This is a genomic window from Streptomyces sp. NPDC001828 (genome assembly GCF_042892175.1).
Lineage (GTDB): Bacteria > Actinomycetota > Actinomycetes > Streptomycetales > Streptomycetaceae > Streptomyces.
On the sequence record NZ_JBIATV010000007.1, the window covers coordinates 212,395 to 236,704 of the forward strand.

A 24,310-nucleotide genomic window follows, 5' to 3' on the forward strand; every position below is an offset into this window, starting at 1 on the left:
GTTTCACGTGAAACACCGCCCCCCGTCGTCAGTCGACCGCTCTAGCCGCCGGTACCACCGAACCAGCTACCGGTCCCGCCACCGCCAGGCCCGCCGCCGGGTTTCGACTTGCTGGGCGACGGTGTGAGGGTCGGCCCGCCGTCCGCTCCACCGGTCGTCGGGCCCTGGTCGGTGCCACCCGTATTGCCGCAGGTCCAGTCCCACTTGCTGCAGGAGGCGCTGGGAGTCGGGGACGGGGTCAGCGAGGGAGTCGGCGACGGCTTGAGGGAAGGGGAGGGCGAGGGAGTCGAGGCGCTGGGCGTCGGGGAGGGCGTGGGGCTCGGGGACATGCCGCCGCCGTAGACCTTGTCGCCGATCTTCTCGGGCGCCGGGAAGGACTCAGCGGGGGAGTCGCCGAGCGCCTGCTGCATGTAGTCGTGCCAGATGGTCGACGGGAACGACGCACCGTGGATCTTTTCCTGGCCACCGGTCCCGAACATCTTCAGGAACTCGCGCTTCTTGCTGGTCTCGTTGTCGTCGAGGCGGTACATGCCGACGGCGGTCGAGTACTGCGGGGTGTAGCCGACGAACCATGCCGACCGGTTGCCGTCGGTGGTACCGGTCTTGCCGGCCACCTGACGCCCGCTGAGCTTGGCGTTCGTACCGGTGCCCTTGTCGACGACGCCCTTGAGGACATCGGTGACGTTGTTGGCCACGGCGGCGGGGAAGGCGCTCTTGGCCTGGTCTTCGTGCTTGTAGATGACGGCCCCGTTCTTCAGCACCTTGGTCACGGAGAACGGGTCGCGCTGGGTGCCGCTGGCGGCGAAGGTGGCGTACGCCCCGGCCATCCGGATCGCGCTGGGTGACGAGGTGCCGATCGAGAACGACGGCACGCTGGAGGACGCCATGCTGGTCTTGTTGTCGCGGAGCCCAGCCGCCATGGCGACCTGCTTCACCTTGTCGGTACCGACGTCCATGCCGAGCTGGACGTAGGGGGTGTTCACCGATTCCTGCATCGCGTAGCGGAGGTCGATGGCGTAGCTCGGCGGGTTGTAGGACTCGTTGCCGTCGTTGGTCTGGAGCCACTCGCCGCCGTTCTCGTCCTTCCAGACGGTCCCGTCGTAGTTCTTGATCTTCAGCTTGTTCTTGCCGCTGTAGATGCTGTCCGGCGAGACGGGCGTGCGGGACGAGTCGCTCTGCGACGACGGTTTGCTCGGGTCGCGCTTGCCGTACTCCATGCCGGCCGCGAGGACGAAGGGCTTGAACGTCGAGCCGACCTGGGCACCGGTCTCGTCGGCGTTGTTGGTGAAGTGCTTCGTCGCGTCGTCACCGCCGTAGATGGCCACGATGGCCCCGCTCTTCACATCCACCGAAGCGGCGCCGAACTGGACGAACGTGTCGTACTCGGGTCGCTTCTTCGGGTCGATGTTCTTGTCCCGGACCTTCTTGACCACGCCTTCCATCTCCTGGACCTTCTTCTTGTCGAAGGTCGTGTAGATCTGGTAGCCGCCCTTGGCGAGGTCCATGTCCGGGTTGCTGTTCTTCGCCGACGCCTGGGCGAGAGACACGAGGTAGCCGATCTGACCGCTCAGATTCGCGTTCTTCTTCGGCTTGTCGGGCATCGGGAACGACCGGTACTTGTCCCGCTCCGCCTGGCCCATGTGCTTGTCCTTGACCTCCTGGTCGAGGATCCAGCCCCAGCGCTCAGTGGCGTTCTTGGTGTTCTGCTCGGCCGTGGCCGCCGGGTCGATCTCGGGCGCGCCGGCCGGGTCGAAGTAGGTCGCGCCCTTGAGGAGCGAGGCGAGGAAGGCGCACTGGCTCGGGTCGAGGTCCTTCGCGTCCTTGCTGTAGTACGTGCGGGCCGCGGCCTGGAGGCCGTAGGCGCCGCGGCCGTAGTACGCGGTGTTCAGGTACCCGGCCATGATTTCGCTCTTCTGCCTGGTCGCACCGACCTTGATGGAGATGAAGAGCTCTTTGAACTTCCGGGAGATCGTCTGCGACTGGTCGTCGAGACGGGCGTTCTTCACGTACTGCTGCGTGATGGTCGAGCCGCCCTGGGTCTGGCCGCCCTTGGCCATGTTCAGGAGGGCACGGGCGATGCCCTGGGGGTCGACACCGCTGTCCGTCTCGAAGGTCTTGTTCTCGGCCGAGATGACGGCGTACCGCATCGCCGACGGGATCTGCTCGTACGGGATGATCTGGCGGTTGACCTCACCGCCGGTGGCGACCATCTGGGAGCCGTCGGCCCAGTAGTAGACGTTGTTCTGGGCGGTGGCAGCCCGGGCCACGTCCGGGATGGCGACCATGTAGTACGCGGCCCCGATGAAGGCGATCAGAAGGCCCAGGCAGCCCAGGCTGCAGGCGCTGACGAGCTTCCAGGACGGCACCCAGCGCCGCCACCCGTGCCTGCCGAACCGCGGGTAGTCGATGAAGCGCTTCTTGCCCGGCCGGCCGCCACCCGCACCGCCCCGGCCCGCCCGGCGCCCCGGCCCTGCGGGAGGTCCCGCGCCGTCGGGGGCGCGCCTGCGGCCGCCGCCCCGCTGGGCCCGCCGTGCTTCGGCGCGGCCGCCGTATGCGGACTCCTCCGCACGCGAGGCCGAGGCCGATCCGTATGAATCGGACGGCGACTGGGCCGACGGCTCCTGGGATCCGGTCGCCGGCCGGGCCGCCCTGCGGCCGGAAGGCTGCTGCGCGGCGCGTCGGGCCGCGGCACGTCCACCGCCCTGGGACTGCGGCGGTTTGCGGCGGTGCTCGCTCATCGAACGACTACTCCTCGGGCAGGCGAGAGCGCCTGGAAACGGCAGCTGAGTTCCTGTCCCCCCAGTGCGAGCGCCGGTCCCGCGAAGGACCCGGCCGCACTGCATCCCGTGTACCGATGACGCTCAACACGCCGACGCCCCCTGACGTCACTCGGCACACAGTGATCTGCATGGCGCACAGACTACGCACGCTCAAAACCTCCCTAGGGCCGAAGTTCACCCCAAATCAGGCAACTTGCCGCCTGTGAATTGATGATGTGACGCCGTTCACCATGGCCCCTCTTGTCGCAGCCGCTACTCCGCTCTATCGTGCTGATGTATCGAGTCGATACATCAGCACGGCATAAAGGTCCCCGACCCCCGAGGAGGCGAAGGATGAGCAGGCGCTCCGGCATCCTCGAATTCGCCGTACTCGGGCTGCTCCGCGAGGCTCCGATGCACGGTTACGAGCTGCGCAAGCGGCTCAACACCTCGCTGGGAATCTTCCGGGCCTTCAGTTACGGGACCCTCTATCCCTGCCTCAAGACGCTGGTCGCCAACGGCTGGTTGATCGAGGAGCCGGGCAGCGCTCCCGAGGATGCGCTCGCCGCTTCACTCGCAGGGCGCCGCGCCAAGATCGTCTACCGGTTGACGGCGGAAGGTAAGGAGCACTTCGAGGAGCTGCTCTCCCACACCGGCCCCGACACCTGGGAGGACGAGCACTTCGCCGCCCGTTTCGCCTTCTTCGGCCAGACGGAGCGAGAGGTGCGGATGCGCGTGCTGGAAGGTCGTCGCAGCCGGCTGGAGGAGCGTCTCGAAAAGATGCGTGCCTCCCTGGCCCGTACGCGCGAGCGCCTGGACGACTACACGCTTGAGCTGCAGCGCCACGGCATGGAGTCCGTGGAGCGCGAAGTGCGCTGGCTGAACGAGCTCATCGAGAGCGAGCGGGCGGGACGGGATCAGCGATCCGGCCCCGCCACCGGCTCCGCTCAGCAGGACCACACATCAGGAGAGACGGGCGGTCTGCCCCGGCACCGGGACAGCACCCGGCCGGATCCGTCCGAGGACACCGCCAACTGAAGGCCCTGCGTACGCAGGACTTCGAAGAGATCGAACAGGGAGCAACCGGAATGGGTTCGGTTCGCGTAGCCATCGTCGGCGTGGGCAACTGCGCCGCCTCGCTGGTGCAGGGCGTCGAGTACTACAAGGACGCCGACCCGGCCACCAAGGTCCCGGGTCTGATGCACGTCCAGTTCGGCGACTACCACGTCGGTGACGTGGAGTTCGTCGCCGCGTTCGACGTCGACGCCAAGAAGGTCGGCCTCGACCTCTCGGACGCCATCGGCGCCAGCGAGAACAACACCATCAAGATCTGCGACGTCCCGAACAAGGGCGTCACGGTCCAGCGCGGCCACACCCTGGACGGTCTCGGCAAGTACTACCGGATGACCATCGAGGAGTCCGCCGAGGCTCCGGTCGACGTCGTCAAGGTCCTCAAGGACCAGCGGGTCGACGTCCTGATCTGCTACCTGCCGGTCGGCTCCGAGGACGCGGCGAAGTTCTACGCCCAGTGCGCCATCGACGCCAAGGTCGCGTTCGTCAACGCCCTCCCGGTCTTCATCGCCGGCACCAAGGAGTGGGCGGACAAGTTCACCGAGGCGGGCGTCCCGATCGTCGGCGACGACATCAAGTCGCAGGTCGGCGCCACCATCACGCACCGTGTGATGGCGAAGCTGTTCGAGGACCGCGGTGTCCGTCTTGAGCGCACCATGCAGCTCAACGTCGGCGGCAACATGGACTTCAAGAACATGCTGGAGCGCGACCGCCTGGAGTCCAAGAAGATCTCGAAGACGCAGGCCGTCACCTCGCAGATCCCGGACCGCGACATGGGCGAGAAGAACGTCCACATCGGTCCCTCGGACTACGTGGCCTGGCTGGACGACCGCAAGTGGGCGTACGTGCGCCTCGAGGGCCGCGCCTTCGGTGACGTCCCGCTGAACCTCGAGTACAAGCTCGAGGTCTGGGACTCCCCGAACTCCGCGGGCGTCATCATCGACGCGCTGCGTGCCGCGAAGATCGCGAAGGACCGCGGCATCGGCGGCCCGATCCTGTCGGCGTCGAGCTACTTCATGAAGTCCCCGCCGGTGCAGTACTTCGACGACGAGGCCTTCGCCAACGTCGAGAAGTTCATCAAGGGTGAGGTCGAGCGCTAGAGCTCGCACTCCTGAGAACGGCTGAGGGTCCCTGTGCGCCAGGTGTGCACGGGGACCCTTTTCATATGTGACGCTTGCTCACATGCCTGTCGTACGTGACCTATGCGTGCTCCTGCGCCTGAAGCACTTCCGGCACCTGCTGGCCGTACGACTGCTGTCCCAGGCCGCGGACGGCGTCTACCAGGTCGCGCTGGCCACCTATGTCGTCTTCTCCCCCGAGAAACAGGCCTCCCCCGGCGCGATCGCCTCCGCCATGGCCGTCCTGCTCCTGCCGTACTCGCTCGTCGGCCCGTTCGCGGGAGTGCTGCTCGACCGCTGGCGACGACGCTCGGTCTTTCTGTACGGGAACCTCCTGCGGGCCGTGCTCGCCGGCTGTACGGCCCTGCTCGTGCTCGGGTCCGCGCCCGACTGGCTCTTCTACGCCTCCGCGCTGGCCGTGACGGCCGTCAACCGCTTCGTGCTCGCCGGGCTCTCCGCATCGCTGCCCCGGGTGGTCGACGCCGAGCGACTGGTCATGGCCAACTCGCTCTCCCCGACGGCCGGAACGCTGGCCGCTACCGCGGGCGGCGGGCTGGCCTTCGCCCTGCGTCTGGTGATCGACGCGGATGCCGCGACCGTCATCCTCGGCGCCGTCCTCTATCTCTGCGCCTCCCTCGCCTCTCTGCGCCTTCCGGCCGGCCTGCTCGGGCCCGACCCCACGGGCGCACAGCCCGGCCTCGCGGCGGTACTCCGCTCCACGGCGCGCGGACTGACCGACGGCGTACGGCACTTGAGCCGGCGCAGGCCGGCGGCACTGGTCCTCACCGCGATGACCCTGATGCGGTTCTGCTACGGCGCGCTGACCGTGATGCTCCTGATGCTGTGCCGGTACGCCTGGGCCGACGGGCCGGAGAAGGACGCCGGTACCGCCGGCCTCGCGCTGCTCGGACTCGCCGTGGGCGTCTCGGGAGCGGGCTTCTTCGCGGCTGCCGTCCTGACCCCGTGGGCCGTGGGGAGGTTCGGCCCGTTCCGGTGGATCGTGGTGTGCTCGGCGACCGCCGCGGTGCTCGTACCGGCACTCGGCCTGCCCTTCACGCCCACACCGATGCTCATCGCCGCCTTCATCCTCGGCCTGGTCACACAGGGCGCGAAGATCACCACGGACACGGTGATCCAGTCCACGGTGGACGACTCCTATCGGGGCCGGATCTTCTCCCTCTACGACGTCCTGTTCAACATGGCCTTCGTCGGCGCTGCCGCGGTCGCCGCCCTGATGCTCCCGTCGGACGGCCGCTCCGCCGCCCTCGTCATCACGGTGGCGCTCATCTACGCGGCGGTAGCAGCGTTTATGACCCGGTTTCAGCGCGCCTGAGTGTCACATCGGGGACACAGAGTGGCCTGCGGTGTCGGCGAATTCCTAGGGGCCCGCTAACTTACGGGCGTCATACATCGCCATCTTTATAGGGGGACCTTCTCCGTGAGCACGCCGCCCCAGGGCCAGAACCCGTACGCCCAGACCCCGAACGCACCGTACGGACAGCCCGGCCAGCCCGGTCAGCCCGGCTTCCCGGCGCAGGGCGCGCCCTACCAGGGCGTTCCGATGGCCCCGCAGGGCACCCCGACGCGCGGCGGGGGCAAGAAGGCGATCAAGGCCATCGGCATCGTCGTCGGCCTGGTCGTCATAGCCGGCGCCTGGTACTTCAACCACAGCAGCGATGACGCCAAGCAGCTGGCCGTCGGCGACTGTCTGTACAACAAGGGCACCGACAACAAGCCCGACATCCAGCAGGTGGACTGCACGGACTCCAAAGCGACCAACAAGGTGCTCAAGAAGAGCCCCGGCGCCAGCGTCCCGCAGCTGACCTGCCAGAACGTCACGGGCACCACTGCGGCCTTCACGTGGGACGAGAAGGGCAACTCCTTCACCCTCTGCCTGGGCGACACCAAGTAGCACCTCGTGCGCGGGGGCGGTGTTTCACGTGAAACACCGCCCCCGCGTCATGCCGACCCGCCATGTTTCACGTGAAACATGACCTCAGTCCTGCGCCGCCCACCACTCCTTGAGCGCCGCGACCGCCGCGTCGTGGTCCATCGGCCCGTTCTCCAGGCGCAGTTCCAGCAGGTGCTTGTACGCCTGACCGATTGCCGGGCCCGGGCCGACCCCCAGGATCTCCATGATCTGGTTGCCGTCGAGGTCGGGCCGGATCGAGTCCAGCTCCTCCTGCTGCTGAAGCTCCGCGATCCGGTCTTCCAGGCCGTCGTATGCCCGGGACAGCGCGCTCGCCTTGCGCTTGTTCCGCGTGGTGCAGTCCGAACGCGTCAGCTTGTGGAGCCGCTCAAGAAGCGGGCCCGCGTCGCGGACGTACCGGCGCACCGCCGAGTCGGTCCACTCCCCGGTGCCGTAGCCGTGGAAGCGCAGGTGCAGTTCGACGAGCTTCGAGACGTCCTTGACCATCTCGTTCGAGTACTTCAGGGCGGTCATCCGCTTCTTGGTCATCTTCGCGCCGACCACCTCGTGGTGGTGGAAGGAGACCCGCCCGTCCGACTCGAAGCGCCGTGTCCTCGGCTTGCCGATGTCGTGCAGCAGTGCCGCGAGGCGCAGCACGAGGTCCGGGCCGTCCTGCTCCAGATCGATCGCCTGGTCCAGAACGGTCAGCGAGTGCTCGTAGACATCCTTGTGCCGGTGGTGTTCGTCACTCTCCAGACGCAGAGCGGGCAGCTCCGGCAGGACGTGCTCGGCCAGGCCCGTGTCGACGAGGAGCCGCAGCCCCTTCTTCGGGTGGGCGGAGATCAGCAGCTTGTTGAGCTCGTCCCGCACTCGCTCGGCCGAGACGATCTCGATGCGGCCCGACATGTCCGTCATGGCGGTCACGACCTCGGGGGCCACCTCGAAGTCCAGCTGCGCGGCGAAGCGCGCGGCGCGCATCATCCGCAGCGGGTCGTCGGAGAAGGACTCCTCAGGCGTCCCGGGCGTGCGCAGCACCCGCGCGGCCAGGTCTTCCAGGCCTCCGTACGGGTCGACGAATTCCTTCTGCGGCAGGGCCACCGCCATGGCGTTGACGGTGAAGTCGCGCCGCACGAGGTCTTCCTCGATGGAGTCGCCGTAGGACACCTCGGGCTTGCGCGAGGTGCGGTCGTAGGCCTCGGAGCGGTAGGTGGTGACCTCGATCTGGTAGCCGTCCTTCTGGCAGCCGACCGTACCGAAGGCGATCCCGACCTCCCAGACCGCGTCGGCCCAGGGCCGCACGATCTTCAGCACGTCCTCGGGACGGGCATCCGTGGTGAAGTCCAGGTCGTTGCCGAGCCGCCCGAGCAGAGCGTCCCGGACCGAGCCGCCGACGAGGGCGAGCGAGAACCCCGCCTCCTCGAATCGAATGGCGAGATCGTCCGCGACGGGGGACACCCGCAGCAGTTCGCTCACCGCGCGGCGCTGCACCTGGCTCAGTGCACTGGGATTGTCTTCATTGGCGTTCGGCACAACAGAAAAGGGTACGTGGCCCGGCCGACCGGGTCGTCACCGTTTAATGCGGGACCCGGTATGCGCGCCCGGCCATCGGTACGGCACTCTTCCGATCATGTGGAGCAGTGCGCGGCACTTCGCCACAGTCCACATCGTTACCATGCGTGGACGCAGCAACCGACAGCGACGACAGCGAGGGACGGGCGAGCGCGTGGCCGAGGCGGCAGATTCCCAGGGGATGACTCCCTCTCCTGCCCGCCGGTGGCTCCGGCGTACGGCGGCACTGCTCGTCGGCGCCCCCTTGTTCGCCGGTCTGCTCTCCGCCACGGCCACCCCGGCCGCACACGCGGCCACGGACGCGGTGAGCGGCCAGAGTGTGCAAGTGTCGCTCGACTCGGTGGCCCCCCAGGCGCCGCTCAAGAGCGACACGCTGACGATCTCCGGCACGGTGACCAACACCAGCAAGCAGTCCGTCACCAGCGCCCATGTGGGGCTGCGGGTGGGGCAGAAACTGTCCGGGCGCTCGGCGATCGACGAGGCGGCCGGTCACAGCGGATCCCCGTCGGCCAGTGACGGGGCCGAGCTCAGCGACGGCCCCACGGTCAAGGTCGACAAGCTGGACGCGGGAATCAGTCAGGACTTCACGCTCTCGGTACCGGTCGCCAAGCTGGGGCTGGGCGAGGACGGGGTGTACCAGCTCGGCGTCTCCCTGTCGGGCCAGACCGCGAACCAGCACTACGACCAGCTGCTCGGCATCCAGCACACGTTCCTGCCCTGGCAGCCGGACGCCGTCGAGGGCAAGAAGAGCCAGCTCACGTTCCTGTGGCCGCTGATCTCCTCGTCCCACCTCACCGCCCAGACCGGGTCGGACGCCCAGCAGACGCCGGTGTTCGCCGACGATTCGCTGGCGAGGGACATCGGGCCCGGCGGCCGGCTGGAGCAGATGGTCTCGCTCGGCAAGCAGCTGCCCGTGACGTGGGTGATCGACCCGGATCTGCTGGCCACCGTCGACGCGATGACCCGCAACTACAAGATCAAGGTCGGCGACACCCTGGTCACCGGCACCAGTCAGGACGTCGCCAAGGCCTGGCTGAGCCAGCTGGAGGCCGCGGTCCAGGGCGAGAAGGTGGTCGCACTGCCGTTCGCCGACCCCGACCTGGCCTCGCTCGCCCATCACGGCCGGGACGTCCCGGGCTCCCTCGGCCATCTGCAGAGCGCCACCGAGGTCGCGCAGAAGACCATCGACACGATCCTGCACGTGACCCCGTCGGCCGACTACTCCTGGCCCGTGGACGGCGCCGTCGACCCGTCGATCGTCGACGTGGCCACCTCGGCCGGCGCGCACAACGTGATCGCGCGCAGCGACAGTCTTCGCGACGGAGCCCTGTCCTACACGCCCACGGCGGCCAGGCCGATCGGCGGCGGCGCCAACGCCATCGTCGCCGACGCCCGGCTCTCCACCGCTTTCCAGGGCGACATGTCGATGGCCAACACGTCGGCCCTGGCCACGCAGGAATTCCTGGCGCAGACCCTCGCGATCACGCTCCAGGACACCGACAAGCAGCGCAGCATCGTCGTCGCCCCGCAACGGATGCCGACGGTCAGCCAGGCGCAGACGATGGCCGGCGCGCTCCACGCACTGGACCCCCAGCGCTGGACCCAGCCCCTCGTCGACCTCGGCGCGGCGGCCGCCGCCAAGCCCGATCCGCTCGCCACGACGCGGGTGCCCGGCTCGAACGCGTACCCCGACGCGCTGCGCCAGCAGGAACTTCCGCTCGACGCCTTCCAGGACATGCGCGACACCCAGGGCACCCTGGAGCGGTTCAAGGTCATCCTCACCGCGCCCGACCGGGTGGTGACGCCCTTCGGCAACGCGATCAACCGCGAGATGTCGACGTCCTGGCGCGGCGATTCCGGCGGCGCGCAGAACTACCGCTCCGGGGTCCAGCTCTATCTGGACGGACTGGCCGACCAGGTCCACCTCATCCAGAAGTCGACCGCCACCATGTCGGGGCGCAGTGCGACCATCGCCGTCACCGTGCAGAACAAGCTGGTCCAGGGCGTCGACCACCTGGTGCTGAGAATCCAGCCGAAGAGCCCCACCCGTCTGCAGCTGGGCGACGGCGGCGACGCGGTCGGCGAACAGCCCGTGAAGGTGGACGGCGACCGCAGCCAGTCGGTGAAGTTCACCGCCATCGCCAACGCCAACGGCCCCGTTCCGGTGACCGCACGGCTCTACACCCAGGACGGCACGCCGTACGGTGAGCCGATGGAGTTCACCGTCCAGGTCTCCGAGATCACTCCGACGGTGATGCTGGTCATCGCGGGCGGCGTCCTGCTCCTGGTGCTCGCCGGCATCCGGATGTACACCCACCGCAAGCGTTCCATGGCTCGTGAGGAGTCCGAGGGCGACGACGATCCGGGGCAGTCGAACGGTTCGGCGGACGCCGATCCCGGGCAGCCGAGTGACCCGACACCGGACACCGGTCCGGAAAGCGGGGCCTCACCGGGCCCGGGTGAGAAAGTGGACCATTGAGCTATGTCGTGGCCGGTCGGCCGGGGACGATGAGGTGGGGTAACCATGAACGCGCCGTACGACGGTGACCGTGGGCAGGGTGGCGGCAGCGGCGCCGCGCCCTCCGGGGGCATGCCTCCGGCTCCCGCCCAGGCGGGGCAGATCCCGCCGCCGCAGTCCGCGCCCGACCCGTACGTCCAGGACGCCTACGCCTACGACCCGTACCGGTCGCAGGATCTGTCCGCCCAGGACCCGGTGACCGAGGCGCTCTACGACCGCGCGGCGCATCCGCCGCCGCCCCCGGGCACCTACGCGGACCAGCAGCCGCTCTACCAGCAGCCCCCCGCGCAGCAGTACGCGCCCGATCCGCGGATCTGGGCGCAGACCCCGCCGCCGGAGCCCGAGGGCCCCTCGCGCCACCTGCCCTACGGCGACGACGCGCGGACCACGCAGTTCGTCGGCGTCGACGACCTGGTCACCCAGGCGGGTGAGGAACTGCCCGAGCAGGACGCGTTCGCGCACCTCTACCGGGACCAGCAGCAGGCGGGCCAGCCCCCGGCCCCCGCCGCGCCGGAGCCCGCGCCCGCGCCGCCCCTCAAACCGGCCGGCCGCGCCTCCAGCCTGATGAAGTCCAGCGCGGTGATGGCCGCGGGCACCCTGGTGTCCCGGCTCACCGGCTTCGTACGCAGCCTGGTGATCACCGCGGCGCTGGGTGCCGCCCTGCTCGGTGACACCTTCACCATCGCGCTCACCCTGCCGACGATGATCTACATCCTGACCGTCGGCGGCGGCCTGAACTCGGTGTTCGTGCCCCAGCTGGTGCGCTCCATGAAGGACGACGAGGACGGCGGCGAGGCCTACGCCAACCGCCTCCTGACGCTCGTCATGGTCGCGCTCGGCACCATCGTCGCGCTCGCCGTCATCGGGGCGCCGCTGCTGATCCAGCTGATGTCGCCCACCATCGGCAACGACGCGGCCGCCAACAGCGTCGCCGTCACCTTCGCCCGATACTGCCTGCCCACGATCTTCTTCATGGGCGTGCACGTGGTGATGGGCCAGATCCTCAACGCGCGCGGCAAGTTCGGCGCGATGATGTGGACCCCGGTCCTCAACAACATCGTGATGATCTGCACGTTCGGCCTGTTCATCTGGGTCTACGGCACCTCCGCCGAGTCCCACATGGGCGTCCAGACGATCCCCCACGACGGCGTCAGGCTGCTCGGCATCGGCACCCTGCTCGGCCTGGTCGTGCAGGCCCTGGCGATGCTCCCCTACCTGCGGGAGACGGGCTTCCGGTTCCGGCCGCGCTTCGACTGGAAGGGCCACGGGCTCGGCAAGACGGTCAAGCTCGCCAAGTGGACCGTGATGTTCGTACTCGCCAACCAGGCAGGCGTCATCGTCGTCACGCGGCTCGCCACGGCGGCGGGCAAGGAGTCCGGACGCTCCGGCGCCGGCTTCCTCGCCTACTCCAACGCCCAGCTGATCTGGGGCATGCCGCAGGCCATCATCACCGTCTCGGTCATGGCAGCGCTGCTGCCGCGCATCTCGCGTGCCGCGCACGACAACGACCCGGGCGCGGTCCGCGACGACATTTCGCAGGGCCTGCGCAACTCGGCGGTCGCGATCGTTCCGGTCGCCTTCGCGTTCCTCGCGCTCGGCGTCCCGATGTGCACCCTGCTGTACGCGTCCAGCGGCATCCAGGCCGCCCAGTCCATGGGCTTCATCCTCATGGCGTTCGCCCTCGGCCTGATCCCGTACTCCGTGCAGTACGTCGTGCTGCGCGGCTTCTACGCGTACGAGGACACCCGCACGCCGTTCTACAACACGGTCATCGTGGCCGCCGTCAACGCGGCGGCCTCGGCGGCCTGCTACGTAGTACTGCCCGCCCGATGGGCGGTCGTCGGCATGGCCGCCGCGTACGGCCTGGCCTACGCCGTGGGCGTCGGAGTGGCCTGGCGGCGGCTGCGCAACCGGCTGGGCGGCGATCTGGACGGCGCGCACGTCCTGCGTACGTACGCCCGCCTCTGCCTCGCCGCGGTCCCGGCCGCGGTGGTCGGTGGCGCGGTCGGCTTCGGTCTGCTGAAGTTCCTGGGCGAGGGCGCGGGAGGATCGGTCGTGGCGCTGGTCGTCGGCGGTGCCGTACTGCTCGGAGTCTTCTTCGTCGCGGCCAAGCGGATGCGTATCGAAGAGCTCAACGCCATGGTCGGCATGGTGCGGGGACGGCTCGGCCGCTGAGGCCGCAGCCCGCGCACAACCATCGTCGGCCACCGCGTGTCGTGCATAGTGCCGGACTGTGGGCACAATTGGCATGACTTTGCATGGCTGGCCTACAGCACGCAACGGATGGGGAGGCAGGAGCGACGGTGGCGGAACGTAGCACGGCTGCCGTCGACGTGGCCGACAACAGCGGCGACAACCCGCTGACCGCCAAGGCGGACAAGGCGACGACCGACGGGGTGACGGAGTCCATCGACACGGCAGACGCGGCGGAGCAGGGCGGGAACGGCGGCAGCGGCGAGCGCAAGGCCACCGAGCCGACCATCGCGACGCCCGAACTGCACAGCGGCCACAAGCTGGCCAGACGCTACCGCCTCGAGGAGTGCGTCACCCGTCTGGACGGTTTCAGCAGCTGGCGTGCCGTCGACGAGAAACTCCGCCGGGCCGTCGGCGTCCACCTGCTGCCCGCCGACCACCCGCGGGCACGTTCCGTACTGGCGGCCGCCCGTTCCTCCGCGCTGCTCGGTGACCCCCGCTTCGTGCAGGTCCTGGACGCCGTCGAGGAGAACGACCTCGTCTACGTCGTCCACGAGTGGCTGCCGGACGCCACCGAGCTCACCGCGCTGCTGGCGCTCGGCCCGCTGGAGGCGCACGACGCCTACCAGATGGTCACGCAGGTCTCCCAGGCCATGGCCGCCGCCCACCGTGAGGGCCTCGCGCACCTCAGGCTCACCCCGAGCGCGGTCCTGCGGACTTCGACGGGGCAGTACCGCATCCGTGGGCTCGCCGTCGCCGCCGCCCTGCGCGGCATCAGCTCCGACACCCCGCAGCGCAGCGACACCGAGGCCATCGGCGCGCTCCTGTACGCCGTGCTCACCCAGCGCTGGCCGTACGAGAGCGACGCATACGGGCTGCACGGGCTGCCCAAGGGCGTCGGCCTGATCGCCCCCGACCAGGTACGGGCAGGCGTCCACCGGGGCCTCTCGGAGCTCGCCATGCGGGCGCTGGTCAACGACGGGGCCACCGCGTCCCGCCAGGAACCGCCGTGCACCACCCCGGACGAGCTGGTCAAGGCCGTCGGGGAGATGCCGCGCATCCGCCCGCCGGAGCCCGCGTTCACCGCGCCGCCCGAGTACCAGCGCACGACCTATCAGCAGGGGACGTACGGCCGCCCGGCCGCCGGGCCCGGCCCCTCCGTCACCCAGCCCGTGCCGCAGCCGCCCCCGCCGCTCCAGGGACGCACCGGCAAGGCGCTCAAGTGGGCCGTGTCGGCCCTTCTGATCGCGGCGCTTGGCCTCGGCAGCTGGCAGCTCGCCGACGCCCTGCTGCACCACGACAAGAGCGGCAGCAACGAGACCGGCAACACCCAGACCACGGACCAGAGCGACGGAGACGGCGACAAGCCGAAGGCTCCCCTGCCGCTCACGATCCAGGACGCCCAGGAGTACGCGCCGGACGGCAAGCCCCAGAACGCCGAAGACGTGAGGAAGACGTACGACGGCGACAAGTCGAGCTACTGGCGCACCAAGAGCTTCAATGACGGCCCAAGGCTCGCTCCCTTCAAAAAGGGAGTCGGCATCGTCTACGACCTGGGCGCCGCCAAGGACGTCTCGACGGCCTCGATAGCGTTGCGCTACGGCGGCGATCACACCACTCTTTCGCTGTACGCGGCGGACTCCATGTCGTCGAGCACGGCGGTGAGCGAGATGAAGCAGATCGCCACCGCGACGACCCAGGGCACCACGGTCGACCTCAAGGCGAAGAGTCCGGTGAAGACCCGGTACGTGGTCCTCTGGATCACCGAGGTCCCGTCTGCGCCAGGAGACGACTACAGCGACCCGGGTTACAAGCAGGCCATCACCGATGTGAAGTTCGCCGGCTGACCGACGCGGCAGGGGGAGGCTCACCGTTGGACGAGGCCACACTGGGCGACATAAGCGACCAGGACCTCCTGGCGCGTCATGTCGAGGGAGACCCCGACGCCTTCGGCGAGATCGTGCGGCGTCACCGCGACCGATTGTGGGCGGTGGCGCTGCGCACGCTGGGGGACCGCGAGGAGGCCGCTGACGCCGTCCAGGACGCTCTCGTATCGGCCTACCGTGCCGCCCACACCTTCCGCGGCCAGTCGGCCGTCACCACCTGGCTGCACCGGATCACGGTGAACGCCTGTCTCGACCGGGCCCGCAAGGCTGCCTCCCGCAAGACCTCGCCGGTCGACGACACCGAGCGCCTGGACCAGCTCCTCGAACCGCACGAGTCGGCCGAGGCCCCGGCCGAGCGGCAGGACCTGCACCGTCAGCTCATCGAGGCCCTGGGCACCCTCCCACCGGACCAGCGCGCCGCGCTCGTACTCGTCGACATGCAGGGCTACCCCGTGGCCGAGGCGGCCGAAGTGCTCGATGTCCCCACCGGCACGGTGAAAAGCCGCTGCGCCCGGGGGCGCGCACGGCTGTTGCCGCTGCTCACTCATCTGCGCGCCGATACAGGGGGTAGCGGTGAGTCCAGTGGGGGAAGGAACCGGACGCCGGGGACATCCGTCCCACCGGCGTCGGGAACGAATGACGCAGGGCCGAGCGATTCGGCTGCCGTGAAGGGCGGAGGTGGGCGCGCGTGACAACCACGACCGGAACGACACAACACCCGGACGTCTCGGAGATCTCCGAACTCACCGAAGGGCTGCTGCCGCCGTCCCGTACCGCGGATGTCCGCCGGCACGTGGAAGGCTGCACGCTCTGCGCCGACGTTCGGGCCTCCCTCGAGGAGATCCGTGATCTCCTCGGCACGCTGCCGGGTCCGCAGCGGATGCCCGCCGACGTGGCGGGACGCATCGACGCGGCGCTGGCCGCAGAGGCCCTCCTGAACGCCACGACCCCCGACGACACCGAGCGTGAAACCGCCAATGTTTCACGTGAAACGGCCGCCGAACCGAGCGAGCGGGCGCCCCAACCCGCTTCCGGGAGCGGCCCGGCGCCCGAGCCCCCTTCAGTCTCCGCGGGCTCGCCTCCGCCTGCGGCCGAACGGCCCGCAGGACACAGCCGCGCGGCCACAGGCCCTGGACGTACCGCCAGGGCACGCCGCCGCCGGACCGTCGTGCTCAGCGCGGTGCTCGGCGCCGCCGCCGTCGGCGCGGGGATCTTCTTCGTGCAGAACATCCAGTCGTCCTCGCCGTCCCCTCAAGCCCAGCGCGCCTCTTCTCAGGCGTCTCCCGGCGGAACCGTGTTCTCCTCGGGCACGCTGGAAGGCCGGGTTCAGTCCCTGCTGACCCAGCACGGCGGCCAGAGCTCCGGGAAGGCCCCTTCCGCGCAGATCGCGCCCTCGACGAAGAACGCCCCCAACAACGACAACCCGTCGGACAGTCTGCGCTCCGCCGCCAGCGTCCCGCCCTGCGTCCAGGCGGGCACGGGGCGCCCCTCCCAGCAGCCCCTGGCCGCCGAGCAGGGCACGTACGAGGGAGCCAAGGTGTATCTCGTCGTGCTGCCCGACCAGGCCAATCCAGCGAACGTGGAGGCGTACATCGTCGACGCGGCCTGCGAGAACGACGGCTCCTCGGCGCAGGGCAAGCTGTTGCTGACGCACTCCTACCCCCGTCGCTGAGAGGTCTCTGAAGGCCCGGCTCCGTGCTGCCACGTCCGGTTCGGGAATGCATCCCCCGTAGGATCCGTTGGGTGGGGTGAGAGTCCTGGACCGGGGCCCCGACAGGCAGTAGGCAGTCCGCAGAGACGAGGAAGAAACCCGTGAGCGACGTCCGTAACGTGATCATCATTGGCTCGGGGCCGGCCGGATACACGGCCGCGCTGTACACAGCACGTGCGTCGCTGAAGCCGCTGGTGTTCGAGGGCGCCGTCACCGCGGGCGGCGCGCTGATGAACACCACCGAGGTGGAGAACTTCCCGGGCTTCCAGGACGGCATCATGGGCCCGGAGCTCATGGACAACATGCGTGGTCAGGCGGAGCGCTTCGGCGCCGAGCTGGTCCCGGACGACATCGTCGCCGTGGACCTGACCGGCGAGATCAAGACGGTCACGGACACCGCCGGCACCGTCCACCGTGCCAAGGCCGTCATCGTCACCACCGGCTCGCAGCACCGCAAGCTGGGTCTGGCCAACGAGGACAAGCTGTCCGGGCGTGGTGTGTCCTGGTGCGCCACGTGCGACGGCTTCTTCTTCAAGGACCAGGACATCGCCGTGGTCGGCGGCGGCGACACCGCGATGGAGGAGGCGACCTTCCTCTCGCGCTTCGCCAAGTCGGTCACGATCGTCCACCGCCGTGACAGCCTGCGCGCCTCCAAGGCGATGCAGGAGCGTGCCTTCTCCGACGAGAAGATCAAGTTCGCGTGGGACAGCGAGGTCGCCGAGATCCACGGCGACCAGAAGCTCTCCGGTCTGACGCTGCGCAACACCAAGACCGGCGAGACCTCGGAGCTGCCCGTGACGGGCCTCTTCATCGCCGTGGGCCACGACCCGCGCACCGAGCTCTTCAAGGGCCAGCTCGAGCTGGACGACGAGGGCTACCTGAAGGTCGACGCCCCGTCGACCCGCACCAACCTGACGGGTGTCTTCGGCGCCGGTGACGTCGTCGACCACACCTACCGGCAGGCCATCACCGCGGCCGGCACCGGCTGCTCGGCCGCCTTGGACGCGGAGCGCTTCCTCGCCGCGCTCGCCGACAACGAGAAGGCCGCCGCCAGCGTCTGATCCGCCCCTTCCAGCTCCCCTCCCCCCAACACCCCTTAGGAGACTGCCGTGGCCGGCACCCTGAAGCACGTAACCGACGCCGACTTCGACGAGGTCGTCCTCAAGAGCGGCAAGCCCGTTCTGGTCGACTTCTGGGCCGAGTGGTGCGGTCCGTGCCGCCAGATCGCCCCGTCGCTCGAGGCCATCGCCGCCGAGCACGGCGACGAGATCGAGATCGTCAAGCTCAACATCGACCAGAACCCGGCGACGGCCGCCAAGTACGGCGTCATGTCGATCCCGACGCTGAACGTCTACCAGGGCGGAGAGGTCGTCAAGACGATCGTCGGCGCCAAGCCGAAGGCCGCGCTGCTGCGTGACCTGGACAGCTTCGTCACCGCGAAGTAAGCCTCGCCGCTTTCGCTGTTTCACGTGAAACGGGCCCGCTCCCCTGATGGGGGCGGGCCCGTTTCACGTGAAGGACGCCTCTACAACGGCCTGAGGGCAGGCTCCTTCTGGACCGCGCCGAGCAGCCGGTCCAGGGCCAGTTCGACGTCTTCCTTCCAGGACAGCGTCGTCCGCAGCTCAAGCCTCATCCGCGGATACCTGGGGTGGGGTCGTACGGTCTTGAAGCCCACCGCCAGCAGATGGTCGGCGGGCAGGACACAGGCAGGCTCGCTCCAACGGGCGTCCCCGAACGCCTCGATCGCCTTGAAGTTCCGGCGGAGCAGATCCTTGGCGACCGTCTGCACCAGCACTCTCCCCAGCCCCTGGCCCTGATAGCCCGGCATGATCCAGGCGGTCATCAGCTGTACGGCGTCGGGGGACACGGGACTGGTGGGGAATGCGGTGGAGCGGGGCACATAGGCCGGGGGTGCGTAGAGCACATAGCCGACCGGGATGTCATCGACGTAGACGACCCGGCCACAGGAGCCCCATTCCAGGAGCACTCCCGAGATCCAGGCCTCCTTCTCCAGTTCGGGTCTGCCGGCCTTTACCGCGGCTTCTCCGCTGACCGGGTCGAGTTCCCAGAAGACGCAGCCGCGGCAGCGCTTGGGGAGGTCCGGAAGGTTGTCCAGCGTGAGCGGTACGAGCCGACGCCCCATGGAGGCTGTTCCTCACTTCCCTCGCCTGCCGCACCCTGCGCGGCCGACAGCGCGCTCCGCTCCCGCAGGAGGCTGCCGACGAATCCGCCGACCGCCCCGAGACCGAGGCCCGCCGTCACCAGTTGAGTGCGGCTCACCGTTCGCATGGCCCCCGCCCTCCCTAGAGGATGGATCAAGGTGGATGTGCCATACCAGAACGCATCGTATCCAGCCCCTCACGGCGGGGATACCGTCCGCATGCAAAGGGCGGGCCGTGTTCCGGTATGCACCGGAACACGGCCCGCCCTCAAGCGGCGCTGAAAGGGGTTCAGCTGTCGCCGTCCTCCGAGGTGTCCTCGGCGAGGCCCTTCTCCAGGACTCGCCCCTCGCCCGGGGCGAGGGTGCCGAGAATCCTCTCCAGATCCTCCATCGAGGCGAACTCGACGACGATCTTGCCCTTCTTCTGGCCGAGGTCGACCTTCACCCTCGTCTCGAAGCGGTCCGAGAGCCGGTGCGCCAGATCGGAGAGCGCGGGCGCCAGACGGGTCCCGGCTCGGGGCCCCTTGGTCTTGGGGGCTGCCTGGGGCTCCGAGGACATCAGGCTGACGATCTCCTCGACCGCCCTCACCGAGAGCCCCTCCGCCACGATGCGGTGGGCGAGCCGGTCCTGCTCTCCGGTGTCGTCCACCGACAGCAGAGCCCTCGCGTGTCCGGCCGAGATGACGCCGGCGGCGACCCGGCGCTGCACGGGGGCCGAAAGCCTCAGCAGACGCAGGGTGTTGGAGACCTGCGGCCGGGAGCGGCCGATGCGGTCGGCCAGCTGGTCATGGGTGCATTTGAAGTCCCTGAGCAACTGGTCGTAGGCGGCGGCCTCTTCCAGCGGGTTCAGCTGGGCCCGGTGGAGGTTCTCCAGGAGGGCGTCGAGCAGCAGCTTCTCGTCGTCCGTCTCGCGGACGATCGCGGGAATCCGCTCCAGACCGGCCTCGCGACAGGACCTCCAGCGCCGCTCGCCCATGATGAGCTCGTAGCGCTCGGGGCCGGTCTGCCGGACGACGACGGGCTGGAGAAGCCCGACTTCCTTGATGGAGGTGACCAGTTCCGAAAGGGCGTCCTCGTCGAACACCTCGCGCGGCTGGCGCGGGTTGGGCGTGATCGAGTCGATCGGCAGCTCGGCGAAGAACGCGCCGGCCGGACTGATCGGCTCGGGCGTGGCCTCCGGCTCCGGCTCCGGAGTTGTTTCACGTGAAACGGCGGCCGCCGGCAGCGTCGTCACCTTCGCGGCCGCCACCCCCCGCTCCGCGGTCAGTACCGGTACCGATGACGGGGACGTGGAAGCCGTCCCCACCGAGGAGCCCGGCTTCTCCTGCGCGGCTGATGGGATCAGCGCCCCGAGCCCACGCCCCAGTCCTCTGCGTCGCTCACTCACTGGATCCCCTCCGACATGCTGTGCTGGTTGTTCTGGCTGACCACATGCGCGTGCGTGGGGTCGTACTGCATACCGACACCGCGCAGGGCGATCTCGCGGGCAGCTTCGAGGTACGACAGCGAGCCACTGGAGCCCGGGTCGTAGGTGAGAACCGTCTGCCCGTAGCTCGGCGCCTCGGAGATGCGCACCGAGCGCGGAATGCTCGTGCGCAGCACCTCCTTGCCGAAGTGGCTGCGCACCTCGTCGGCCACCTGGGAGGCGAGCCGGGTCCTGCCGTCGTACATGGTGAGCAGGATCGTCGATACGTGCAGCGTCGGGTTGAGGTGGCCGCGTACGAGATCGACGTTCCTCAGGAGCTGGCCCAGGCCCTCCAGCGCGTAGTACTCACACTGAATGGGGATCAGGACCTCGGCCCCCGCGACCAGCGCGTTGACCGTCAGCAGGCCCAGCGAGGGCGGGCAGTCGATCAGGATGTAGTCCAGCGGCTGCTCGTACGCCTGGATGGCGCGCTGCAGTCGGCTCTCCCGAGCCACCAGGGACACGAGTTCGATCTCCGCACCGGCGAGATCGATCGTGGCCGGGGCACAGAAGAGGCCCTCCACGTCCGGGACGGGCTGGACGACTTCGGAGAGCGGCCTGCTCTCGACCAGAACGTCATAGATCGACGGGACTTCGGCGTGGTGGTCGATACCCAGCGCCGTCGAGGCGTTGCCCTGCGGATCGAGGTCGACGACCAGCACCCGAGCACCGTGAAGTGCCAGGGAAGCGGCGAGATTGACCGTGGTGGTGGTCTTTCCTACGCCGCCCTTCTGGTTGGCAACGACCATGATTCTGGTCTGCTCCGGCCGGGGCAGGCCTTCGCCGGCCCGGCCGAAAGCTTCTACCGCCAGCTGGGCGGCACGACCGATGGGGGTGTCGTCCATCGGGGGCGGTGTTTCACGTGAAACATCCTCCCCCGCCGATTCGGTACGGGGACCGGGGACCGGATCGGTCATCGGTCCCGCGATGTTGGCGTCGGACCGCAAGGATTCACTCTCCTCGACTTCAGGCTCGCAATGAACAGAGCCTCCCATGTCTTCGGGGTCGTGAACCAGCGAGGCCCGGTCTTCTGTGGATGAATCCACCTCTGTGGACAACTCCGTAGCCCTCACGGGGGACTCGAGGCCCCCCGCGAACGGCTTGCGGTCGCGCGGCGAGGAAGCCGCACGGCCGCGGCTGATGATTCCATGCAGCAGTGAGCGACGTTTCACGTGAAACACGATGCATCCGCGCTACCGAGAGACCGTTACGACACTCCGAAATGCGTACGTATACGGCCTTCTATGGAGCATTTCGCCCACTTAACGCCCGATATAGCAGGCCAGAGATCAGCGTCGGCGCCGGGTACGGCTCGTCCGGGCGGCCTTGGCGCGCTTGGCGGCGAACCGCACACCGCCCGGGCTCTCGCCGACCTCGACCCGCACGACCGTGGAGAGCGGGTCCACCACACCCTCGCCCACATGCAGCACTGTCGTCTCCACCACACCGAGCTTGCTCAACGCGGCACGGGCGCCGACGATCTCCTCCTCGGCGGTATCGCCCTTGAGCGCCAGCATCTCGCCGTACGGGCGCAGCAGCGGAACGCCCCAGCCGGCCAGCCGGTCGAGCGGTGCCACTGCGCGGGCAGTCACCACGTGGACCGGTGTGACCTTGCCCAGCATCTCCTCGGCGCGGCCGCGCACCACGGTGACGTGGTCGAGGCCGAGCAGCTCCACGACCTCCTGGAGGAAGTTGGTGCGCCGCAGCAGCGGCTCAAGGAGGGTGATCTTCAGGTCCGGGCGCACCAGCGCCAGCGGGATGCCCGGCAGCCCCGCCCCGGAGCCGACGTCGCACACGGTCACACCCTCCGGCACGACCTCGGAGAGCACCGCGCAGTTGAGCAGGTGCCGCTCCCACAGACGTGGTACCTCACGCGGCCCGATCAGGCCTCGCTTGACCCCCGCATCCGCGAGCAGCTCCGCATACCGCACGGCCTCGGGGAAGAACTCTCCGAAAACCGCCCGCGCCTCCTCGGGCGCCGGGGGAAGCTCCGCTGCTGCCTCTGCCTCCGTCACGGGGACCGTCCTTCCCTACCTATGCGTGACCGCACTCAGGCGGCTGACTATCAGGCTGACAAAGATCGGCCCCGCCTGCGAACAGACGGGGCCGACAAAGCAATGACCGCTCAGGCGGGCAGCACGACGACGAAGCGCTGCGGCTCCTCGCCCTCCGACTCGCTGCGCAGCCCCGCGGCCGCGACGGCATCGTGCACGACCTTGCGCTCGAACGGCGTCATCGGGTCCAGCTTCACCGGCGCACCGGTGCTCTTCACCTCGTCCGCGGCCTTGGCGCCCAGCTCGGCGAGCTCCGTGCGCTTCTTGGCCCGGTAGCCGCCGATGTCCAGCATCAGCCGGCTGCGGTCACCGGTCTCGCGGTGCACGGCCAGGCGCGTGAGCTCCTGGAGAGCCTCCAGCACCTCGCCGTCACGGCCGACGAGCTTCTGCAGATCACGGCCGCTGTCGCTGATGATCGAGACCGCGGCCCGGTCCGCCTCGACGTCCATGTCGATGTCACCGTCGAGGTCGGCGATGTCGAGCAGGCCCTCGAGGTAATCGGCGGCGATCTCCCCTTCCTGCTCCAGGCGGGAGAGGGTGTCGACGCCCTCAGCGGCCGGGGAGGTGGTGCCTTCCGTCACGGATGGACTCCTTCTTACTTCTTGGTCGGGTGCTTGGGCCGCTGCTGACCCTTGCGCTGCCCCGACTTGGCTCGTGCCTGGCCCGCGGTGGGCTTGCCCTGCTTCGGCTTGGTGTCCTGCTTGGGCTTGGCGTCCTGCGGCCCGGCCTGCTTCTCGGCGGACACCGCGTCAGTGGTCTCGGCGGCGTCGACGGGGTCCTTCGACAGCGAGGTCTTCGCGGCCGTGTCGTCCTGCTGAGCCGCACCGGCCTGGCGCTGCGCCTTCGTCTGCCGCTTGGGCTGCTGGCGCTTGGGAGCGGCGCCCTCGGCCTCGAGAACCGCCGTGTCGCTCTTCACCACGGAGCCGTCGGCCTGGGCCGCGAAGCCCTGCTTGGAGAGCCCGGTGACGAACTTGCGCTCGTTGTCGTTGCGGTCCGGGCCCTTGGCCACGATCGCCTGGACGACGGCACGCCGACGCTTGCCGCGCACCTCACCGTGCTGCGTGACGCTCTTGACCAGGCGCTCCAGGTAGTGCTCCTGGGCCTTGGAGCCCGGCGTCGGGTTCTGGTTGATGACGTACATCTGCTGGCCCATGGTCCACACGTTGGTGGTCAGCCAGTAGACGAGCACACCGACGGGGAAGTTGATGCCCATCACGGCGAACATGACCGGGAAGACGTACATCAGCATCTTCTGCTGCTGCATGAACGGCGTCTTGACCGTCAAGTCCACGTTCTTCGTCATCAGCTGGCGCTGGGTGAAGAACTGCGAGGCCGACATCATCACGATCATGATCGCGGTGACGACCCGGACGTCGGTCAGCGAGGCACCGAGGCTCTCGACCTTGGAGGCGCTGTCCATGAACTTCGCGGCCAGCGGGGCACCGACGATGTGGGCCTTCTGGGCGCTCTCGAGCAGCGGCTGGTTGATGACGCCGATGGTCTTGCCGTTGGCGATGCCGGCGAGCACGTGGTAGAGCGCGAAGAAGAACGGCGACTGCGCGAGGATCGGAAGGCACGAGGAGAGCGGGTTGGTGCCCGTCTCCTTGTACAGCTTCATCATCTCTTCGGACTGACGCTGCTTGTCGCTCTTGTAGCGCTCCTGGATCGCCTTCATCTTCGGCTGGAGCGCCTGCATGTTCCGGGTCGACTTGATCTGCTTCACGAAGAGCGGGATCAGGCAGATACGGATCAGCACCACGAGGGACACGATCGACAGGCCCCAGGCCCAACCCGTGTCCGGCCCGAAGATCGCGCCGTACAACTTGTGGAACTGGACGATGACCCAGGAAACAGGCCAGGTGATGAAGCTGAACAGACTGGCAATCGTGTCCACTA

At 68.8% G+C, this 24,310-nt stretch carries 19 protein-coding genes; 11 read left to right on the forward strand and 8 right to left on the reverse strand.

Annotated elements, in window-relative coordinates; all coding sequences use genetic code 11:
* Positions 1 to 41 precede the first annotated feature (41 nt).
* The gene (locus tag ACFYZA_RS21275; protein WP_382583127.1) at positions 42 to 2,738 is read right to left on the reverse strand and encodes a transglycosylase domain-containing protein; all 2,697 of its coding nucleotides are present in this window, start codon (positions 2,736 to 2,738) and stop codon (positions 42 to 44) included.
* Between the two features lie 375 nt (positions 2,739 to 3,113).
* Between ACFYZA_RS21275 and ACFYZA_RS21280 the strand changes: the two genes are divergently transcribed.
* From ACFYZA_RS21280 to ACFYZA_RS21295, 4 genes are all read left to right on the forward strand, one after another.
* Positions 3,114 to 3,797 carry a PadR family transcriptional regulator gene (locus tag ACFYZA_RS21280; protein ID WP_161245733.1) on the forward strand — a complete coding sequence of 228 codons (684 nt, stop codon included), beginning with the start codon at positions 3,114 to 3,116 and terminating at the stop codon, positions 3,795 to 3,797.
* A gap of 50 nt (positions 3,798 to 3,847) precedes the next feature.
* A complete protein-coding gene (locus ACFYZA_RS21285; protein ID WP_388492136.1) occupies positions 3,848 to 4,930 on the forward strand; it encodes an inositol-3-phosphate synthase in 1,083 nt (360 codons plus the stop codon).
* A gap of 82 nt (positions 4,931 to 5,012) precedes the next feature.
* Positions 5,013 to 6,281 carry an MFS transporter gene (locus tag ACFYZA_RS21290; protein WP_388492138.1) on the forward strand — a complete coding sequence of 423 codons (1,269 nt, stop codon included), beginning with the start codon at positions 5,013 to 5,015 and terminating at the stop codon, positions 6,279 to 6,281.
* A gap of 105 nt (positions 6,282 to 6,386) precedes the next feature.
* Complete coding sequence (locus tag ACFYZA_RS21295; RefSeq protein ID WP_382583137.1) at positions 6,387 to 6,860, forward strand: hypothetical protein; 474 nt, start codon at positions 6,387 to 6,389, stop codon at positions 6,858 to 6,860.
* A gap of 84 nt (positions 6,861 to 6,944) precedes the next feature.
* On the opposite strand, the gene ACFYZA_RS21300 is transcribed toward ACFYZA_RS21295, so the two are convergent.
* The gene (locus ACFYZA_RS21300; protein ID WP_382583140.1) at positions 6,945 to 8,387 is read right to left on the reverse strand and encodes a CCA tRNA nucleotidyltransferase; all 1,443 of its coding nucleotides are present in this window, start codon (positions 8,385 to 8,387) and stop codon (positions 6,945 to 6,947) included.
* Positions 8,388 to 8,580: 193 nt separating this feature from the next.
* Here ACFYZA_RS21300 and ACFYZA_RS21305 point away from each other — a divergent pair, with 193 nt between their 5' ends.
* The 7 genes from ACFYZA_RS21305 to trxA all read left to right on the forward strand — a co-directional run bounded on the left by ACFYZA_RS21305 (position 8,581) and on the right by trxA (position 18,179).
* The gene (locus tag ACFYZA_RS21305; RefSeq protein ID WP_382583143.1) at positions 8,581 to 10,905 is read left to right on the forward strand and encodes a DUF6049 family protein; all 2,325 of its coding nucleotides are present in this window, start codon (positions 8,581 to 8,583) and stop codon (positions 10,903 to 10,905) included.
* Positions 10,906 to 10,950: 45 nt separating this feature from the next.
* Positions 10,951 to 13,119: a murein biosynthesis integral membrane protein MurJ gene (gene murJ / locus ACFYZA_RS21310; protein WP_388492140.1), complete on the forward strand. Its 2,169-nt coding sequence runs from the start codon at positions 10,951 to 10,953 to the stop codon at positions 13,117 to 13,119.
* 128 nt (positions 13,120 to 13,247) lie between these two features.
* A complete protein-coding gene (locus tag ACFYZA_RS21315) occupies positions 13,248 to 14,984 on the forward strand; it encodes a protein kinase family protein (RefSeq protein WP_388492141.1) in 1,737 nt (578 codons plus the stop codon).
* A gap of 26 nt (positions 14,985 to 15,010) precedes the next feature.
* On the forward strand, positions 15,011 to 15,715 hold the full coding sequence (sigM, locus tag ACFYZA_RS21320; RefSeq protein WP_382583152.1) for an RNA polymerase sigma factor SigM: 705 nt from the start codon (positions 15,011 to 15,013) through the stop codon (positions 15,713 to 15,715).
* A complete protein-coding gene (locus ACFYZA_RS21325) occupies positions 15,712 to 16,695 on the forward strand; it encodes a hypothetical protein (RefSeq protein WP_388492143.1) in 984 nt (327 codons plus the stop codon). Before sigM ends, ACFYZA_RS21325 begins: the two co-directional genes overlap by 4 nt.
* A 140-nt stretch (positions 16,696 to 16,835) precedes the next feature.
* A complete protein-coding gene (trxB, locus tag ACFYZA_RS21330; RefSeq protein ID WP_382583158.1) occupies positions 16,836 to 17,795 on the forward strand; it encodes a thioredoxin-disulfide reductase in 960 nt (319 codons plus the stop codon).
* 48 nt (positions 17,796 to 17,843) lie between these two features.
* Positions 17,844 to 18,179 (forward strand): thioredoxin, encoded by a 336-nt coding sequence (gene trxA, locus ACFYZA_RS21335; protein ID WP_382583161.1) that lies wholly within the window; start codon positions 17,844 to 17,846, stop codon positions 18,177 to 18,179.
* 80 nt (positions 18,180 to 18,259) lie between these two features.
* Here the strand turns inward: trxA and ACFYZA_RS21340 are convergent, their stop codons facing one another.
* The 6 genes from ACFYZA_RS21340 to yidC form a co-directional block, all read right to left on the reverse strand.
* Positions 18,260 to 18,877, reverse strand: coding sequence for a GNAT family N-acetyltransferase (locus ACFYZA_RS21340; RefSeq protein ID WP_382583164.1), 618 nt, complete (start codon positions 18,875 to 18,877; stop codon positions 18,260 to 18,262).
* A 307-nt stretch (positions 18,878 to 19,184) separates the two neighbouring features.
* On the reverse strand, positions 19,185 to 20,282 hold the full coding sequence (locus ACFYZA_RS21345) for a ParB/RepB/Spo0J family partition protein (RefSeq protein WP_388492145.1): 1,098 nt from the start codon (positions 20,280 to 20,282) through the stop codon (positions 19,185 to 19,187).
* Positions 20,279 to 21,355, reverse strand: coding sequence for a ParA family protein (locus ACFYZA_RS21350; RefSeq protein WP_161245756.1), 1,077 nt, complete (start codon positions 21,353 to 21,355; stop codon positions 20,279 to 20,281). The genes ACFYZA_RS21345 and ACFYZA_RS21350 overlap by 4 nt, the downstream gene beginning before the upstream one ends.
* A 294-nt stretch (positions 21,356 to 21,649) precedes the next feature.
* Complete coding sequence (gene rsmG / locus ACFYZA_RS21355) at positions 21,650 to 22,375, reverse strand: 16S rRNA (guanine(527)-N(7))-methyltransferase RsmG (protein ID WP_382583170.1); 726 nt, start codon at positions 22,373 to 22,375, stop codon at positions 21,650 to 21,652.
* Positions 22,376 to 22,485: 110 nt separating this feature from the next.
* A complete protein-coding gene (locus tag ACFYZA_RS21360; protein ID WP_100575620.1) occupies positions 22,486 to 22,995 on the reverse strand; it encodes a R3H domain-containing nucleic acid-binding protein in 510 nt (169 codons plus the stop codon).
* Positions 22,996 to 23,009: 14 nt separating this feature from the next.
* Positions 23,010 to 24,308, reverse strand: a complete 1,299-nt coding sequence (yidC, locus tag ACFYZA_RS21365) for a membrane protein insertase YidC (protein ID WP_382583174.1) — start codon at positions 24,306 to 24,308, stop codon at positions 23,010 to 23,012.
* Positions 24,309 to 24,310 lie beyond the last annotated feature (2 nt).

Excerpts from the sequence above, each read along its gene's own strand:
- ACFYZA_RS21340 (WP_382583164.1), bottom strand. The coding sequence starts at position 18,877 with ATGGGGCGTCGGCTCGTACCGCTCACGCTGGACAACCTTCCGGACCTC.
- ACFYZA_RS21290 (WP_388492138.1), top strand. The coding sequence starts at position 5,013 with ATGCCTGTCGTACGTGACCTATGCGTGCTCCTGCGCCTGAAGCACTTC.
- murJ (WP_388492140.1), top strand. The coding sequence starts at position 10,951 with ATGAACGCGCCGTACGACGGTGACCGTGGGCAGGGTGGCGGCAGCGGC.
- ACFYZA_RS21280 (WP_161245733.1), top strand. The coding sequence starts at position 3,114 with ATGAGCAGGCGCTCCGGCATCCTCGAATTCGCCGTACTCGGGCTGCTC.
- ACFYZA_RS21350 (WP_161245756.1), bottom strand. The coding sequence starts at position 21,355 with ATGGGAGGCTCTGTTCATTGCGAGCCTGAAGTCGAGGAGAGTGAATCC.
- ACFYZA_RS21285 (WP_388492136.1), top strand. The coding sequence starts at position 3,848 with ATGGGTTCGGTTCGCGTAGCCATCGTCGGCGTGGGCAACTGCGCCGCC.
- ACFYZA_RS21275 (WP_382583127.1), bottom strand. The coding sequence starts at position 2,738 with ATGAGCGAGCACCGCCGCAAACCGCCGCAGTCCCAGGGCGGTGGACGT.